A 16972-nucleotide genomic window follows, 5' to 3' on the forward strand; every position below is an offset into this window, starting at 1 on the left:
CCTGCGAGGCTTCGCCTGTGCCCCGGCACCCCTACTTCGACGGCCCCTATCCGCGCGCCTATGCCCACCGCGGCTGGCACATCGACGACCTCGACGGGTGCGAGAACACCCTCGCTGCGTTCCACCGCGCCGTCACCGAGGGCTTCGCCTACCTCGAGCTGGACGTGCACGCGAGCGCCGACGGGGTGGCGGTGGTCCACCACGACCCGGCGCTCGACCGCACGACGGACGGCCACGGGCCGATCCGCGCACAGCCCGCCGCCGCGCTGGCCGGAGTGCGGGTGCGCGGCCGCGAGCCGATTCCGTTGCTGGAGCAGGTGCTCACGGAGCTGCCGGACACGCGAATCACCGTGGAGCTGAAATCCGGGGCGGCAGTGGTGCCGGTGCTCGAGGTGCTCGAGCGCACCGGCAGCTGGCACCGCGTCTGCATCGGCAGCTACCACGACGGGTGGCTGCGCAGGGCCCGCCAGGCGGCCGGACCGCTGCTGTGCACCTCGATGGCGCAGGCCGCCGCGTTCGGGCTGCGCACCCGCGCGTGGCTGGACGAGCTGCCCGGCGTGCTGCAACGCATCCCTGCGCCACCGTCGCCCGGGGATCTCGCCCAGCTTCCCCGCCACATCGGACCGCTGACCGTGGTGGACGCCGCCCTGCTGCGGGCAGCGCACGGGAGCGGGCGCGAGGTGCACGTGTGGACGGTGGACACGGCGAGTCAGATGGCCGCGCTGCTCGACCTCGGCGCTGACGGACTGCTCTCCGACCGGCCCGACGTACTGCGTGAGGTGCTGCATGCGCGCGGTGTGTGGCAAGGCGCCTGAGGTGCACGCAGGGCGCTAGTCTCCCCCGGTGACCGGGCCGACCACCGTCGTCGATCGCGGCGCGGTGCTCGCGTGGGCGCTGTGGGACTGGGGATCCGCCGCCTTCCACGCCGTGATCCTCACGTTCGTCTTCTCGGTCTACCTCACCGACGTCGTCGGCGACGGGACCCCTGCGGCGAGCGCCGCCCTCGGCTACGCGATCGGCGGAGCGGGCCTCGTCATCGCGCTGCTGGCCCCCGTGATCGGGCAGCGGGCCGACGCGGCGGGCAGGCGCAAGCTCTCGACCGGCCTGTGGACCGCCTGCACGGTCGCGGCGATGGCAGGGCTCTTCGCCATCCGCGACGACCCCGGCTACCTGTGGCCGGGCCTGGTGTTGCTGGCAACCGGCTCGGTCGTCGCCGAGCTCGCCCAGGTCTCCTACAACGCCATGCTCGCCCAGGTCTCGACGCCGGCGACGATCGGGCGGGTGTCCGGGTTCGGCTGGGCCATGGGTTACCTCGGTGGCATCGTGTTGCTGCTCGTCGTCTACTACGGGTTCGTGGCGGGCGACGGTGCCACGGCGGGACTCGCCGGCCTCCCCCGCGACGAGGGTTTCAACATCCGTGTGGTCGCGCTCGTCGCGGCCGCGTGGTTCCTGGTGTTCGCGCTGCCGGTTCTCCTGCGCGTGCCGGAGGCCCCACCGGCCAGGGACCGGCCGGCCCGGTTGGGCGTCGTGGCCGCCTACCGCGCGCTCGCGGCGGACATCGCCGCGCTGTACCGGGAGGACCGGCACACCGTGTACTTCCTCGGCGCGAGCGCGCTGTTCCGGGACGGGCTCGCCGCGATCTTCACGGTCGGGTCCGTGCTCGCGGTCGGCGTGTACGGCATCCGGGCCGGTGACGTACTGCTGTTCGGGGTGGCCGCCAACGTCGTCGCCGCGGTGGGAGCCGTCGCGGGCGGCCGGGTCGAGGACCGGGTCGGCCCGAAGTCCGTGATCATGGCATCGCTGCTCGGGATGATCGCGGCCGCTGTGGCGCTGCTCGTCGTGTCCGGGCCGGTGATGTTCTGGGTGTTCGGCCTCGCGCTGGTGCTGTTCGTGGGTCCGGCCCAGTCGTCGTCGCGCACGTTCCTCGCGCGGCTGGCCCCGCCGGGCCGCGAGGGCCAGTTCTTCGGCCTCTACGCCACCACGGGGCGGGCGGTGTCGTTCCTGGCGCCGAGCCTGTTCGGCCTGTTCGTCTCGCTCTTCGACGCACAGCGGGCCGGGATCGTCGGGATCGTGTTGGTGCTGGTGGCGGGGCTGCTGGCGCTGTGGCCCGTGCGTCCCCCATCCGTGTCCGCCCGGACGGGGTAACGGCTCGGCGGCAACGCTGTGAACAGCACGTCAGCGGGCAGTGACATAAGTCACAGTTGGCTGACAGGTCACAACAGCGTGTGTAGCGGCCTCGGATCGGGGACACTCGTGTACCGGGGCGGCGGACGTCCGGTGTGGTCGCATGAACTGACCACACCCGGTCGGATTCCGCCCCTATGGCGGGAATGAGCGGCTGTTCTGCAGACGTTACACCCGGTGGTGATGGCCGAGGGAGGCTCCCTCGGCCCCGTTAGGGAGGATGACGCATGGCCGACCGCGTGCTCCGTGGCAGCCGGCTCGGGGCTGTCAGCTACGAGACGGACCGCAACCACGACCTCGCGCCGCGGCAGTCGATGCGCTACGCGTGCCCGCGCGGCCACGAGTTCGAGGTGCCCTTCGCGGGCGACGCCGAAGCTCCGGCGACCTGGGAGTGCCGCCTGCACGGCAGCATCTCCCGCCTCGTGGACGGCGCAGAGCCGGAGCAGAAGAAGGCCAAGCCCCCGCGCACTCACTGGGACATGCTGCTGGAGCGTCGCTCCGTGGCCGAGCTGGAGGTGCTGCTCAACGAGCGCCTCGAACTGCTCGCCGAGCGCAGGCGCGAGATCGCCTGACCTCACACGGACGAGAGCCGGGTCGCCAGAAGGCGGCCCGGCTCTCGTGCGTTCACTCCCACCACCGGGAGCTAGGCGTCCAGCACCTGCGCTTCGCGCTTCACCACGGGTGGGAGCGTCGACCACGGGAAGTTGATCCACCGGTCGGTGCGCCGCCACACGTACTCGCACTGCACGCTGCTGTGCGGCTTCTCGTAGACCACGGCGCAGCGCACGTCGGCCACGTGCTCGCCGCAGAAGTCCCGCACGAGCTTGAGCGTGGCGCCGGTGTCGGCCACGTCGTCGGCCACGAGCACCCGTGCCCCGGACAGGTCCACCACGTTGGGCACCGGCGGCAGCATGATCGGCACCGGGAGCCGCTCGTCCACCCCCGTGTAGAACTCGACGTTCGCCACGTGCAGGTTCTTGACGTCGAGGGCGTAACCGAGCGCGCCCGCCACGAACAGGCCGCCACGCGCGATCGACAGGATGATGTCGGCGACGTAGCCGTCGGCGGCGATCTCCTCGGCGAGCTCACGGGAGGCGGTGCCGAAGAGCTCCCAGGTGAGCTCCTCACGCGGCGCGTTCATGTGCGGACCGGTCCGTCGCTCACGGCCTCGTCACCGGCCGGGCTGCTCGGGCGCTCCGGGGCCGGGGACGGGTCTGCGGCCGCTCGGTCGGCCCGGAGGACGGTGGGCGTGCGGCGCACGAGCCGGCCGGCGCCCCAGCAGGCGACCCGCCAGAACGCCTCGACGACGATCGTGGTGTCCATCTTCGACGAGCCGCGCTCGCGCTCGGTGAAGGTGATCGGCACCTCGCGCACGCGGAACCCTCCGAGCGCGGCGCGCCATGCCATGTCGATCTGGAAGCAGTAGCCCTGCGATGCGATCTGGTCGAGGTCGAGCTCTTCCAGCACCTGCCGGCGGAACACCCGGAACCCGGCGGTGATGTCCTTGATCGGCACGCCGAGCGCAAGGCGCGAGTACAGGTTCCCGGCGCGGGAGATCAGCTGCCGGCGCGCGGGCCAGTTGCGCACGATGCCGCCGGGCACGTAGCGGGAGCCGAGCACGACGTCGGCGTCGTCGAGGGCCGCGATCAGCGCCGGGAGGTCCTCCGGCGGGTGCGAGCCGTCGGCGTCCATCTCGACGACGATCTTGTAGTCGCTGCGCAGAGCTTCGGCGAACCCGGCCAGGTAGGCCGCGCCCAGTCCCTGCTTGCCCGTGCGGTGCAGCACCTTGATGCGTGGGTCGGCGGCCGCCATCTCGTCGGCGAGCTCACCCGTGCCGTCGGGGCTCGCGTCGTCGACCACGAGGACGTCCGCCTCGGGAACCGCGGCGTGCAGCCTCGCCACGACCGGACCCAGGTTGTCCCGCTCCTGGTAGGTGGGGATCACCACCAGAATCCGGCCCCTCGGCTCAGCCATCCTCGTCCCTTCCCGCACGCCTCACCGCGCGACGCCTGGTCACGATCCCCGTGCCGATCGCGAGCACCCCGATGGCAACCAGCGCCCATTCGGGCGCGGACCGCCATCGGGTGGCCAGAGTAGTGGTGTCCCGCAGCTGGGTCCGATCGACCAGGACATCCGGCGTGAACTGTCGCGTGCTGGCGGTGACCGTGCCGTCGCGGGTGATCGTCGCGCTCACCCCGCTCGTGGTCGCGATGATCACCGGCCGGTCGTGCTCGACGGCCCGGATCCGCGACATCGCGAGCTGCTGGTAGGTCATCTCGGACAGCCCGAACGTGGCGTTGTTGCTGGGCACTGCGAGCACCTCGGCACCGGCGGCCACGCTGTCGGCCACCAGATCGTCGAACGCGACCTCCCAGCAGATCGCGATGCCGACGCGGACACCCGCCATGTCGACGGCGCCTGCGCCGTTACCCGGCACGAAGTAGCCTGCGCGGTCGACGTACGGGGAGAGCAGGCGGAAGAACTCCCGCCACGGCATGTACTCCCCGAACGGCTGCACCCGGCGCTTGTCGTTGCGCTCCACGACGCCGACGCCGCCCTCCCAGACCAGGGAGGAGTTGGAGGTGGTGAGACCGTCGGGGTTGCGCAGCACCGAGCCCACCAGCACGGGGACCCCGACGGCGCGGGCGGCCCTGTCGATCTGGGCTGCGGCGTCGGGGTTGCGCAGCGGGTCGATGTCGCTGGAGTTCTCCGGCCAGATGACCAGGTCGGGGCGGGGCACCCGGCCGGCTCCGACGTCGGCGGCGAGCTGCTCGGTGGCCTTGACGTGGTTGTCGAGCACCGCGCGGCGCTGGGCGTTGAAGTCGAGGCCCAGCCGCGGCACGTTGCCCTGCACCGCGGCGATCGTGACGGCGCGATCGTCGCCGTTGGGGGTGGCGGGTACCAGCGCGGCCAGCGGACCCGCCGCCACCGCGAGAACCGCGATGAGCGCCGGTGCCACCATCCGGCGCGGGCTCTGCCGCCGGACGAGCCTGCGCGCCAGCTCGCCGAGCGCGAGGCCCGCGAGTACCGCCCCGAACGACAGCAGCGGCTCGCCGCCGATCGCGGCGAGCGGCAGCAGCGGCCCGTCCGGCTGGCCGAAGCCGACCCGGCCCCACGGCAGCCCGCCGAACGGGATGCGACCCCTGATCGCCTCACCCGCGATCCACACCGCGGCGGCCCAGACGGGCGCGGCGGGCAGCCGGGACACGACGGCGATCCCCGCGCCCGCGAGCCCGATGAAGAGCGCCTCGAACGCGCTCAGCACGACCCAGGGCAGGGAACCGACGAACGTGCCGGTCCACGCGAGCAGGGGCAGGAGGAAGCCGAGGCCGAACAGGAACCCGTAGCCGAACCCGGCGCGGGCCCGCCTCCCGTACAGCACGAACCCGAGCAGCGCGAACGCCGGGAGTACCAGCCACCACAGCGTGCGGGGAGGGAAGCTCAGGTAGAGCAGCACACCGCCGACCACGGCGCCGACGGCCCTGGCGGCCGGCGCGGGAGGCAACCACCTGTGGGCCGCAGCGGATACCGGTGGCCTGGTGCCCGGCTCGGGCGCGACGGGTTCGGCGGTGGGTGCGGCCACGGCGTGAGCCTACGGGGCGGGTGTATGACGCCGGTGATCGAGCCGGAACGAGAGGCCGGAACAGAACATCAGGCCGGAACCGGGGCCAGGAGGTGGGCGTTGCCCAGCGCGTCGAGCGGGCCTTGGGCGCCGCTGCGAGTGAACCACTCGTAGCCGTAGGCGCTCGCGAAGTCGTCGGCCGGCACGTCCTCGTCGGCGATCTGGCTCGCGTGCGCCACCATCGCGGCACGCTTGTTCCGCAGGTGCGCGTCGGTGCCGGTGACGGCGAGCCCGATCTCGGCGGTGACCCGCCCGAACGGCACGGCGGCGGCGCGCGCTGCGCCGTGGATCAGGTGCCGATCACGCGCGGAGACGTGCAGGTGCTCGCGGTCGACCGTGGCCCGGTATCCGGTGAGTCCGAGCATGTCCGCCGCGGTGGCCCCGATCCGGAAGATCGCCCGGTGATCGGGGTGGCCGTAGATCCCGTGCTCGTCGTCGTGGACGATCGCGCCTGCGCCCTCGTCGTCGGCGATCTCGGCGACGTCGCGGGCGAGCTGCAGCAGGTCGGCCATCGCGAGGGCCCGTTCGTGCCGCGCATCGGCCCAGCCGGGCAGCCCGGAGTCGCGCCTGCCGAGCAGTGCGAGACGCGACACGCCGAGCAGCTCCGCCGCCCGCTCCAGCTCGGCGAGCCTGCGCTCCGGGATCGTCTCCCCCGGCCGGAGCGAAACGCGGGAGCCGCCCAGCTCGCCTGCCGTGGCGACTACGAGGACGGTGCGCGCACCCGCGTCGGCGAGACGGCGCAGCGTGATCCCGGTGAAGATCGCCTCGTCGTCCGGGTGGGCGTGCAGGACGAGGACGGTGTGCCCGCGCAGGTCGGGGGTGCTGATCATCGGTGGTTCGCAGACGTGCGGGGCCGCGCGGAGCGGCCGGGACGGACGGGGGCCGGGGGTCAGCTGCGACAGCAGCGACAGCACCCCGGACAGCACGAGGTCACGCCCGCGCAGTAGGTCCGGTCCGTCACGGCGCGAAATTCTGCCAGACGGTGCCAGCGCCCCACCACGGGGTGGGACGAAGGACACCTCCGGCTAGGACCGCCGCCTACGCCGGAGCCGGGGCACGTGGTGCCGCCACGCCCGGCCCAGCCCTGCCGTGACGGCCGCCACGGCGAGGGCACTGCCCGGCAGCCCGAGCGCCAGCAGCCCCACGACCAACAGGATCAAGAGGCCGAGTACTGCGCGCACGCAGGTCCGCGTCCCGGTTCGGGCGAGGCTGCGCTCACCGCGCAGCAGAGCGGCGAGATCCGGATCCGCGGCCGCGATCCGCAGCTCGATCGCCCGCAACGCCTCGCGTTCGTCCCTGTCCAGCATCTCGACCTCCACGATCCGTTATGGAAGGCATACGCAGCGCACCGTCGGACGGTTCACATCGGGGCAGGAGAGTGGTGAGGGTCGCCATCGCGAGCACGCCCGCTCGATCACCGGCAGCCTGGGCGCCGTCCCTACTCGACCACCGGGAGGGCGTCGTGCAGGACCTCGCCGCGGTGCACGGTGCGCAGGCAGCGCGGATTCCGGGCGCTGCCGTCCAGGGGGCCCGCGCCGTCCCAGATCGCGTAGCTGGCCGGGGCGCCGGGCAGCAGGCGTCCGGCCAGTCCTGACCGCTCCCCCGCCGCGCGGTACCCGCCCACGGTGTGCGCGGTGAGGGCCTGGGTGGCGGTGAGCGCCGAGGCGGGCGTGCGGTGCTCGACGGCGGCGCGTACCGCCGCCCACGGGTCGACCGGGGTGACCGGGGCGTCGGAGCCGAGCGCGAGGACGACGCCCGATGAGGAGAGTTCGGCGAACGGGTTCATGCCGCGGGACCGGCCCGAGCCGAGCCGCGCGGCGTACATGCCGTCCGGGCCGCCCCAGTACGCGTCGAAGAGCGGCTGCACGCTCGCGACCACACCGAGCTCGGCCAGCCGGCGCGCCTGCGCCGCGTCCACCATCTCCAGGTGCTCCACCCGGTGGCCCGCGGCGCGCACGGCCGCGGCGGACGTCGCGGCGGCGGCCTCGTCGAGCCCGGCGAGCAGTGCGTCCGCCGCGGCATCGCCGATCACGTGGAACCCGGCCTGTACACCGGCCTTCGTGCAGGCGACGAGGTGCGCGCCGATCGCGGACGCGTCGAGGTAGCGGTTGCCGGTGCAGCCGGGAGCGTCGGCGTATGGCACCCGCAGCGCCGCGGTGCGCGAGCCGAGCGAGCCGTCGACGAAGAGGTCACCCGCGAGCCCGCTTGCCCCGGTTGCCGCGATCAGCTCCGTGGCGTCCTCCGCGGTGTGCACCGCCTCGCCCCAATAGCCGACGACCTCCGGCCCGGTGCGGACGCGCAGCGCGGCCAGATCGTCCGCCGACGAGATGTCCGGGCCTGCGCACTCGTGCACGACCGCGACCCCGCGGGCGGCGGCATCGGCGAGGAACGCGATCTGCGCGGCGTCGCGGGTGGCGGTGTCGACGGCGGCGAGCGCGGCCCGGCGGGCCCGGTGGTGGGCGTCGCCGGACAGCGCCGTGAGCGACCACCCGGCGGCGCCGGCCACGCCGGGGGCCCGGTCGAGCAGGGCGGAGGAGACGAGGGCCGAGTGCACGTCGATCCGGCTCAGGTAGACCGGCGCGCCCGCGGCGGCGCGGTCGAGCGCCGAGCGCGACGGGAGCTCGTCGGGCCATGCGTGGTCCTGCCAGCCCTGGCCCCACACGAGCGCGCCGGGCCGGGCGGCGACGCGGGCCGCAACCGCGTCGAGCAGCGCCCGTGCCGAGCCGCAGCGGGTGAGATCGAGCCCGTCGGCGAGCAGGCCCGCGGCGGTGGCGTGCACGTGCGCGTCGACGAACGCCGGGGTGACGACGGCGCCTGCGAGCTCCAGCACGGTGGCGCCGGGCCGGCGGTCCCGCGCGGCGTCGGCGCCACCCACCCAGGTGATCCGCTCACCCTCGATCTCGAGGGCTCCCGCGCCCGGTGCCGGGGCGAAGATCCGGGCACCGAGCAGCAGGGTGCGATCCACCCGGAGTGTCTACCGGATCAGTAGGCGCGCTTGGGCATGAGGATCCACAGCACGATGTAGATCACGATCTGCGGGCCGGGCAGCAGGCAGGACAGGAGGAACAGCAGCCGGACCACGAACGGGCTCATGCCGAACCGGTCCGCAAGGCCCGCGCACACGCCGGCGATGACCTTGCCGTGCCGCGGGCGGGTCAGGGTCGATGCCACCTTGGGCTCCTTCCACATCGCGGCGAGTCTCGCCGCTGGGTCCAGTGTCGGCCTCGTGGACGGCGCTGGCACTCGGGAAACGCCCGGAGGCGCCCCTGAGGTTCCACTGGCGATACCCCCAGAAGCGTCATCGCACTCGCGGACCGTGACCGTGTGCTGCGCCGCGGGGGCGGTGATCGCTGGTGTCGGTGAATGCCCTGGTCAGGCCGTTGGGGTGCGCATAACGTCCCTGTCGTGACGCGATCACGCTCCCTGGCCATGCTCGTCGCGGCGGGTGGTGCCGTGGCGCTCACCCTGCTCGGTCCCCCCGCTATGGCGACGGCGCAGACCGCCGCCGCCGTGGTCGTGCTCGGCGACAGCGCCGCGGCAGGCGACTACGACGTGGGCACGCGCGGGGAGAACGGCAATTGGTGCCACCGCTCCAAGCACGCCTACGTCCACCGCACCGACCTCGCGTCGGAGTCGGTCAACCTCGCATGCTCGGGGGCCGACACCGCGGACGTCGCGTTCGGTCGCGGCGCCCACTACACGGAGGGATCCCAGGCGCAGCGGCTCATCGAGGTCGCGGGCCGGTACCGGGTCACCACCGTGATCGTGCAGATCGGCGCCAACGACGACGCCGCGCTGTTCGACACCGGCGTCGCGTGCATCCGCGCGTTCGTCGACCCGCGCGAACCCCCGTGCCGGGAGACGGTCGGCCCGCTCGTGCGCGAGCGCATGGCCGTCACGGCGACCAAGGTGGAGGCGGCGGTGCGCGACGTGCGCGCGGCCATGCGGCAGGCCGGCTACGGCGGCCGCGAGTACACACTCGTGCTCGCGTCCTACGCGTCCCCGATCTCCGAGCACATGGTGCCGCTGCAGGCCCTCGCGGGCTGCCCGTACAGCCGCCCCGACGCCGCGTGGGGGCGCACCACGCTGTTCCCGGCGCTCTCGACCGCGCTGCACGGGGTCGCCGAGCGCACCGGCGCGCGGTTCCTCGACATGGCGCGGGCAACAGAGGGCTTCGAGGCGTGCACCAAGCCGCTGCGCGACCAGGAGTGGCAACGGCGCATCACCGTCGACCCGGAGGCGCTCGTGTACGGCGGACTGGATGCCATCGGATTCCACCTCGCCCAGGAATCGTTCCACCCGACGGCCGCGGCACACGCCGAGATGGGGCGATGCGTGGGTGAGTTCGTGCGCTCCCGGTCGGATGCCGCGGCCTGTGTGGCCGGTTCCGACGGACAGGCGCATCTCGAACCGGCCCCCGTGGAGGCCCCTGCCGCATGAGTCGGCGCATTTACGGCCCGGAAACAGATCGGCAGCTCATCTGACATCCGACGTCCATACGGTCGCGGCTCTCGTGATCAGTAAGGGAGTCGTGTGACGAGTTACCTCATCAAGCGCGTGCTGGCGCTTGTCCCGGTGCTCGGCGTCGTCGCGGTCGTGGTGTTCCTCCTCATCCATCTCACGCCGGGCGACCCGGCGGCGGTGATTCTCGGGCCGGAGGCCAGCGAGGCCGACGTGCAGGCGCTGCGCGCGCAGCTGGGGTTGAACGATCCGCTCTACGTGCAGTTCCTCCGATGGTTGGGCGGGGTGCTGCAGGGTGATCTCGGGGATTCGCTGTTCATCCGGCAGCCGGTCACCGAGGTGCTGGCCGACGCCATGGGGCCCACGCTCTCGCTGGCGATCTTGGCGGAGCTGTTGGCCGTGGTCGTCGCCGTGCCCGCGGGGATCGTGGCCGCGCGCAGGCGCGGCACCGCCGTGGACCGGGCCTTCATGGGAGGTGCCCTGCTCGGGATCTCCGTGCCGAGCTTCCTGTCCGGGCTCTTCCTCGCACTGGTGTTCGCGGTCGGGCTGGGCTGGTTCCCGGTGGCAGGGTTCCGCCCGCTCGAGGACGGCCTTGGCCGACACCTGACCTACCTCGTGTTGCCCGCGATCGCGCTGGGTGGGTTGCAGGCCGCGCTCATCGCGCGCACCACCCGGTCCTCGATGCTCGACGTCCTCACCCAGAACTACATGAAGACCGCGAAGGCGAAAGGGCTCTCGGAACAGGTGCGCATCTACAAACACGCATTGCGCAACGCCGCCCTCCCGGTGCTCACGGTGATCGGCCAGACGTTCGGCACGTTGATAGCCGGGGCCGCCGTCGTCGAAACCGTCTTCAACATCCCCGGCATCGGGCAGCTGGTCGTGAACTCGGTGGAACGGCGCGATTTCGTCGTCATCCAGGGAGTGGTGCTCCTGATCGCCGTCAGTTACGTCCTCATCAACCTGGTGGTCGACGTGCTCTACAGCATCCTCGATCCGCGGATCCGGGTCGACTAGTGGTCACGATGGTTCCGGGCACGACATTCCGTCGCGCGCAAAGTGGCCGATCCCTGTTCCTGCGCCGGTTCTCGGCGAACCGCACCGCCCTCGCAGGCGGGATCCTCACCGCCGTCATGGTCCTGCTGGCGATCGCCGGCCCACTGCTCGTGCCGGCCGATCCTCTCGCGGTCGCGGCAGAGGACCGGTTGCAGGGGCCGAGCGCGGCACACCTGTTCGGCACCGACAACTACGGGCGCGACCTGCTCGCCCGGGTCGTGCACGGCGCCGCGACCTCGCTGGGCACGGCGTTCGCGATCGCCCTGATCACGTCGCTGCTCGGCCTCGCCGTCGGCCTCTACGCGGGATACAACCGAATGGTCGATGCCGTGGTCATGCGGATCGCCGACGGCCTCATGGCCTTTCCCGCGATCCTCCTGGCCATCGCCATCATGGCCGCACTCGGCCCGCGCACCGAGAACGTGGTCATCGCGCTGACCGTCGTCTTCGTGCCCTACATCGCCCGGGTCGTGCGCTCCTCGGTGCTGACGATCAGGGAGCAGACCTTCGTGGAAGCGCTGCAGGCGCAGGGCGCGTCGACCTCGCGGATCATCTGGCTGAACATCGCCCCGAACGTGCTCTCGCCGCTCATCGTGCAGGCGACGTTCATCTTCGCCGACACGATCATCACGGAGGCGGCCCTCTCCTTCCTCGGGGCCGGCATCCCGCCACCCGCACCGAGCTGGGGGAACATCCTGCTCGACGGCAAGATCGTGATCTACACGGCGTGGTGGATGACCGTGTTCCCCGGCATCGCGATCCTGCTCACGGTGCTGGGCGTCAACCTCCTCGGGGACGGCCTGCGGGACCTGCTCGACCCGCGATACGCGAAGGCGGTCAAGTGACCAATCGGGTACTGACGGTCGAGAACCTGCGCACCCACTTCGCCACCGAACGCGGCCGCGTCACGGCCGTCGACGACGTGTCGTTCTCGGTGGACCGCGGCGAGACGCTCGGGATCGTCGGCGAGTCCGGCTGCGGCAAGAGCGTCACCGCCGAGTCGCTGATGCGGCTGCTCGACGAACGCTCCACCACCTACGAGGGCCGAGTGGTCCTGGCCTCCGACGACCTGCTCGCGCTCCCCGAGGCCGAGATGCGGCGCAGGCGGGGCCGGGACGTCGCGATGATCTTCCAGGACCCGATGAGCTCGCTGAACCCGGTGTTCACGGTCGGCGACCAGCTGGTGGAGGGGATCCGGCTGCACCAGGGCGTCGCGACGGCGCAGGCCCACGAGATGGCCGTTCGGATGCTCGAGCTGACCAACATCGCCGCTCCCGAACAGCGGATGCGCGAGTACCCGCACCAGCTCTCCGGCGGCATGCGGCAGCGGGTGATGATCGCGATGGCGCTCTCCACCCGGCCCAAGCTGCTGATCGCCGACGAGCCGACCACCGCGCTCGACGTCACCACCCAGGCCCAGATCCTCGACCTCATCGAGGAGCTGCGCGCCGAGTTCGAGATGGGCACGATCTTCATCACGCACGACCTCGGCGTGGTCGCGGAGGTGTGCGATCGGGTGGCCGTGATGTACCTCGGGCAGATCATCGAGGAGACCGATGTCGTCTCCCTGTTCGACAAGCCGCTCCACCCGTACACGCGCGGGTTGCTCGCCTCGACCCCGGCGCTGGAGGCGGACCCGAGCGAGGAGCTCGGCACGATCCCCGGCCGGGTCCCGACCCTGCACAACGTGCCATCGGGCTGCCGGTTCGCAGACCGGTGCGCGCACGCACTCGACTCGTGCCGGGACGAGGCGCCGGTGCTGGAGGAGATCGAGCCGGGCCACACCGTTCGATGCCTGCGGGCGGGGGAGCTGGCCGGTGTCCGCTGAGCACGCACTTCTCGAGGTGCGCAACCTGCGCAAGTCCTACCCGACGCGCACGGCGCTCGGCACCCGTGGCGGCGAGGTCCACGCCGTCAACGGGATCAGCTTCGACCTGCGCGAGGGCGAGTGCTACGGGCTCGTCGGTGAGTCCGGCTGCGGGAAGACGACCACCGGCCGGCTCCTGCAGGGCATGCTCGCCCCGTCCGGCGGGACCATCGCCTACCGCGGCACGCCATTGTCGTCGCTGTCACGGGCGGCGCTGCGCGCCTACCGCTCCGACGTCCAGATGATCTTCCAGGATCCGTACTCGGCACTGAACCCGCGCAAGCGGGTTGGGCGGATCCTCGAGGAGTCCCTGAAGATCCAGGGCGCCACGCCCGGACGCGAGCTGCGCTCCAGCGTCATCGCCTCGCTGGAGGCGGTGGGCCTGTCGGAGGAGCACTTCGACCGGTATCCGCACGAGTTCTCCGGCGGGCAGCGCCAGCGCATCGGCATCGCGCGGGCGCTGATCGTCTCCCCCCGGATCATCCTGTGCGACGAGCCGGTCTCCGCGCTCGACGTCTCGATCCAGGCGCAGATCCTCAACCTGCTGCGCCGGCTGCAGCGCGAGCTCGGGCTGACCTACCTGTTCATCTCCCACGACCTGTCCGTCGTGCGCTACATCGCCGACCGGGTCGGCGTGATGCACCGGGGTGAGCTCGTGGAGGAGGGCACCACCGAGGAGATCTTCGCCCGACCGCGGCACCCGTACACCAAATCCCTGCTGGCCGCCGTGCCGGCACGCCATCCCGCCGAGCGGAAACGCCGGCCCACCCAGCACGACAGGCTCGAGGAGACGGCATGAAGATCCGACTGGTCGCCGCGTTCGCCGCGTTCGCGGTCCTCGCGGCCGGCTGCGGCGGCGGGGGCGGCTCCGCACCGGCGGACACGACCGAGTTCGACATCGCATGGGACGCCCAGCCCGCCACGCTGGACCCGGTGATGACCACCGCGACCACCACGCGCGACATCATGCGCAATGTCTACGAGCCGCTCGTCGTCATGGACGCGAACGACCAGGTGCAGCCCGTGCTCGCGAGCGGCTGGACCGTGTCGGAGGACAAGCGCACGATCAGCTTCACCCTCCGCGAGGGCGTCACCTTCCACGACGGTTCCGCGCTCGACTCCGACGACGTCGTCGCGTCGTTGGAACGCTGGATCGCGCAGACGGTGTCGGGCAAGCAGTTCATGCAGGGCACCACCGTCACCGCGACCGGCCCGTTGACCGTGGACGTCACCACGCCGCGGGCGATGTTCACCACGCTCCAGCTGCTCGCCGACCCCAGCCTGATCACGCCCATCCAGCCCGCCGAGGTGGTGCGCGGGGCCCCCGCCGAGGGCGTCACCCGGTTCGTCGGCACCGGGCCGTACCAGTTCGTCGAGTGGGTCACCGACCAGCACATCCAGCTGCGGCGTTTCGCGGGCTACGCCTCGCCGCCGGGGCCGGCCAGCGGCCAGGCCGGCGCGAAGACGCCGGTGTACGAGAACCTCTACTACCACTTCGTCTCCGACCCCTCGACGCGCCTCGCGGGGCTGCAGACCGGTGAGTACGACGCGGCGAACGCGCTGCCGTTCGACAACATCGCGCAGCTGCAGGCCGACCCCAACCTCAAGACGGACGTCAGCCTCGAGGGCACAAACGTGGTGGTCTTCAACAAGCGCAAGGGCGTCATGTCCTCGCCACTGATGCGCCAGGCCGCCAACGCAGCACTCAACATGGACGAGATCCTGCGGGCCGCGTTCGCCGACCCGCAGTACTACCAGCTCAACGGCGCGATCGCCTCCGACGAGGCCAGCCCGTGGTACTCGGACGCCGGCCTCACCAACTACAACGTGCACGACCCCGACAAGGCGCGGAGCCTGCTGACCGAGGCGGGATACGCCGGTGAGCCCGTCCGCATCCTCACCACGCGCGAGTACGCCGACCACTACAACTCGGCGGTGGTGATCGAGGCCGAGCTGAAGGCCGTCGGGATCAACGCGCAGCTCGTGGTCACCGACTGGGCCACGCTGCTGCAGAACCGCACCGACGACACCGCCTACGAGGCGTTCATCACCGGGTTCACCCCCACCGTGCTGCCCACGAGGAACCTGTTCCTCGCCGGCAACTGGCCCGGATGGACCGACGACCCTGCTATCACCGGTGCCATGGACGCGATCACGTATGCGGCGGACGAGACGTCGGCGACCGCGGCGATGGGGCAGCTGCAGCAGGCCGTCTACGACTACCTTCCCATTGTGAAGTTCGGGGAGAACTCGACGCTCATGGGCCTCGCCGCCGACGTCGAGGGCTTCAGCCGCCAGACCGAGACCGGGGACATCTTCTACAACGTGCACCCGAAGAATGACGCATAACCACCTGACCGCCGTGGAGCTCGCCGGGCTGACCCGGTCCGGCGAGCTGACCGTCACCGAGGTCATGGAGGCGCACCTCGCGGAGATCGAGCGTCGCAACCCCGCCGTCAACGCGATCGTCGACTTCCGGCCTGAACGCGCGTTGGCCGCGGCTCGCGAGCTCGACCGCACCTTCCGCAAGGACGAGCCGCGCGGAGCGCTCTACGGGCTTCCGGTGGCGCACAAGGATCTCGTGCCGGCCGCCGGGTTCCGGTTCACCCAGGGCAGCCCGATCTACGCCGACCGGGTCGCCACGCAGGACCACCTCGTCGTCGAGCGGATGGCGGCGGCGGGGGCGATCGCCGTCGGCAAGACCAACGTGCCCGAGTTCGGGCTGGGGTCGCACACGTTCAACGACGTCTACGGCGTCACCCGCAACCCGTACGCGCTCGACCGCACCGCGGGCGGCAGCAGTGGCGGCGCGGCGGCGGCGCTCGCGGCGCGCATGCTGCCGCTGGCGGACGGGAGCGACACCGGCGGCTCGCTGCGCAACCCGGCGTCGTTCTGCAACGTCGTCGGGTTCCGACCCTCGCCGGGCCGGGTGCCGTCGTGGCCGAACGGAGACCCGTTCAGCCGGCTGTCGGTGGTGGGACCGATGGCGCGCACGGTCGACGACCTCGCGCTGCTCATGAGCGTGCTCGTGGGAGCAGATCCGCGGGCCGGGTGGTCGGTACCTGCGGACCCGGCCGCCTACTTCCCGCTACCCGACCCGGGGCGTCCGATCCGGGTGGCGTGGTCGCCTGATCTGGACGGGCGGGTCGTGGTGGCCCGCGAGGTCCGGGACGCGCTCGAACCGGTGGTCGCAGCGCTGGCGGCGCACGGCTGGGACGTCGAGCTCGCCACCCCCGACCTCACCGGCGCCATCGAGACGTTCCGCGTGCTGCGGGCGCTCAAGATGCAGGTGACGCTCGGCCCGGTGCTCGCCGAGCACCCGGGGCGGCTCAAGGCCGACGCGCGGTGGAACGTCGAGGAGGGCGCCAAGCTCGACGGCCCCACGATCGCGGAGGCCGAGCGCAACGCGGCCCGGATCTTCCACGTGGTGCGGGAGTTCTTCGACTCCGTCGACGCGCTGGTCACCCCGACCTGCCAGGTGGCCCCGTTCGAGATCACCACCCGGTACCCGCGCGAGATCGACGGCACCCCGATGCACGACTACCTGGAGTGGATGGGCCTGCCGTCGGCGATCACGGTCACCGGTTGCCCGGCGATCTCGCTGCCGGCCGCCTTCACACCGGACGGGCGGCCGGTCGGCATCCAGCTCGTCGGGCCGCACCTGCGAGAAGATCGCCTGCTCGCCATCGCGCGCGCGTTCGAGTCGGTGGTGAACGCCGGCCGCGCGCCCGAGGTCGATCCGACCCCACAGCCGGCCTTCGTCACCGTGGATTGATCGAGAA

At 72.0% G+C, this 16972-nt stretch carries 17 protein-coding genes; 10 read left to right on the top strand and 7 right to left on the bottom strand.

Features of this window, described 5'->3' with window-relative positions:
- Positions 1 to 17: 17 nt before the first annotated feature.
- From K1T35_RS24010 to K1T35_RS24020, 3 genes are all read left to right on the top strand, one after another.
- On the top strand, positions 18 to 815 hold the full coding sequence (locus K1T35_RS24010) for a glycerophosphodiester phosphodiesterase family protein (protein ID WP_220253954.1): 798 nt from the start codon (positions 18 to 20) through the stop codon (positions 813 to 815).
- Positions 816 to 843: 28 nt separating this feature from the next.
- A complete protein-coding gene (locus tag K1T35_RS24015) occupies positions 844 to 2145 on the top strand; it encodes an MFS transporter (protein ID WP_255620641.1) in 1302 nt (433 codons plus the stop codon).
- A 266-nt stretch (positions 2146 to 2411) separates the two neighbouring features.
- Positions 2412 to 2756: an RNA polymerase-binding protein RbpA gene (locus K1T35_RS24020; protein WP_142101180.1), complete on the top strand. Its 345-nt coding sequence runs from the start codon at positions 2412 to 2414 to the stop codon at positions 2754 to 2756.
- Positions 2757 to 2827: 71 nt separating this feature from the next.
- Here the strand turns inward: K1T35_RS24020 and K1T35_RS24025 are convergent, their stop codons facing one another.
- From K1T35_RS24025 to K1T35_RS24055, 7 genes are all read right to left on the bottom strand, one after another.
- On the bottom strand, positions 2828 to 3325 hold the full coding sequence (locus K1T35_RS24025) for a phosphoribosyltransferase (RefSeq protein ID WP_220253955.1): 498 nt from the start codon (positions 3323 to 3325) through the stop codon (positions 2828 to 2830).
- A complete protein-coding gene (locus K1T35_RS24030) occupies positions 3322 to 4158 on the bottom strand; it encodes a polyprenol monophosphomannose synthase (RefSeq protein WP_220253956.1) in 837 nt (278 codons plus the stop codon). Before K1T35_RS24030 ends, K1T35_RS24025 begins: the two co-directional genes overlap by 4 nt.
- Positions 4151 to 5767, bottom strand: a complete 1617-nt coding sequence (lnt, locus tag K1T35_RS24035; RefSeq protein WP_220253957.1) for an apolipoprotein N-acyltransferase — start codon at positions 5765 to 5767, stop codon at positions 4151 to 4153. Before lnt ends, K1T35_RS24030 begins: the two co-directional genes overlap by 8 nt.
- Before the next feature lie 68 nt (positions 5768 to 5835).
- Positions 5836 to 6732 (bottom strand): PIG-L deacetylase family protein, encoded by an 897-nt coding sequence (locus tag K1T35_RS24040; RefSeq protein WP_220253958.1) that lies wholly within the window; start codon positions 6730 to 6732, stop codon positions 5836 to 5838.
- Between the two features lie 99 nt (positions 6733 to 6831).
- Positions 6832 to 7113, bottom strand: a complete 282-nt coding sequence (locus K1T35_RS24045; protein WP_220253959.1) for a DUF3040 domain-containing protein — start codon at positions 7111 to 7113, stop codon at positions 6832 to 6834.
- Positions 7114 to 7244: 131 nt separating this feature from the next.
- Positions 7245 to 8771: an amidohydrolase gene (locus tag K1T35_RS24050; RefSeq protein ID WP_220253960.1), complete on the bottom strand. Its 1527-nt coding sequence runs from the start codon at positions 8769 to 8771 to the stop codon at positions 7245 to 7247.
- 17 nt (positions 8772 to 8788) lie between these two features.
- Positions 8789 to 8977, bottom strand: a complete 189-nt coding sequence (locus tag K1T35_RS24055) for a PspC domain-containing protein (RefSeq protein ID WP_255620642.1) — start codon at positions 8975 to 8977, stop codon at positions 8789 to 8791.
- Between the two features lie 234 nt (positions 8978 to 9211).
- Here K1T35_RS24055 and K1T35_RS24060 point away from each other — a divergent pair, with 234 nt between their 5' ends.
- The 7 genes from K1T35_RS24060 (at position 9212) to K1T35_RS24090 (ending at position 16965) form a co-directional block, all read left to right on the top strand.
- Positions 9212 to 10246, top strand: coding sequence for a GDSL-type esterase/lipase family protein (locus tag K1T35_RS24060; RefSeq protein ID WP_255620643.1), 1035 nt, complete (start codon positions 9212 to 9214; stop codon positions 10244 to 10246).
- Positions 10247 to 10339: 93 nt separating this feature from the next.
- A complete protein-coding gene (locus K1T35_RS24065) occupies positions 10340 to 11284 on the top strand; it encodes an ABC transporter permease (RefSeq protein ID WP_220253963.1) in 945 nt (314 codons plus the stop codon).
- Positions 11285 to 11292: 8 nt separating this feature from the next.
- The gene (locus K1T35_RS24070; protein ID WP_255622659.1) at positions 11293 to 12168 is read left to right on the top strand and encodes an ABC transporter permease; all 876 of its coding nucleotides are present in this window, start codon (positions 11293 to 11295) and stop codon (positions 12166 to 12168) included.
- Entirely contained in the window at positions 12165 to 13151 is a 987-nt protein-coding gene (locus tag K1T35_RS24075) for an ABC transporter ATP-binding protein (protein ID WP_255620645.1), read from the top strand. The genes K1T35_RS24070 and K1T35_RS24075 overlap by 4 nt, the downstream gene beginning before the upstream one ends.
- Entirely contained in the window at positions 13141 to 13989 is an 849-nt protein-coding gene (locus K1T35_RS24080) for an ABC transporter ATP-binding protein (RefSeq protein ID WP_220253965.1), read from the top strand. Before K1T35_RS24075 ends, K1T35_RS24080 begins: the two co-directional genes overlap by 11 nt.
- Complete coding sequence (locus K1T35_RS24085; protein WP_220253966.1) at positions 13986 to 15539, top strand: ABC transporter substrate-binding protein; 1554 nt, start codon at positions 13986 to 13988, stop codon at positions 15537 to 15539. Before K1T35_RS24080 ends, K1T35_RS24085 begins: the two co-directional genes overlap by 4 nt.
- Positions 15529 to 16965 (top strand): amidase, encoded by a 1437-nt coding sequence (locus tag K1T35_RS24090; RefSeq protein ID WP_220253967.1) that lies wholly within the window; start codon positions 15529 to 15531, stop codon positions 16963 to 16965. The genes K1T35_RS24085 and K1T35_RS24090 overlap by 11 nt, the downstream gene beginning before the upstream one ends.
- Positions 16966 to 16972 lie beyond the last annotated feature (7 nt).

The organism is Pseudonocardia sp. DSM 110487 (genome assembly GCF_019468565.1).
Taxonomy (GTDB): Bacteria; Actinomycetota; Actinomycetes; order Mycobacteriales; family Pseudonocardiaceae; genus Pseudonocardia.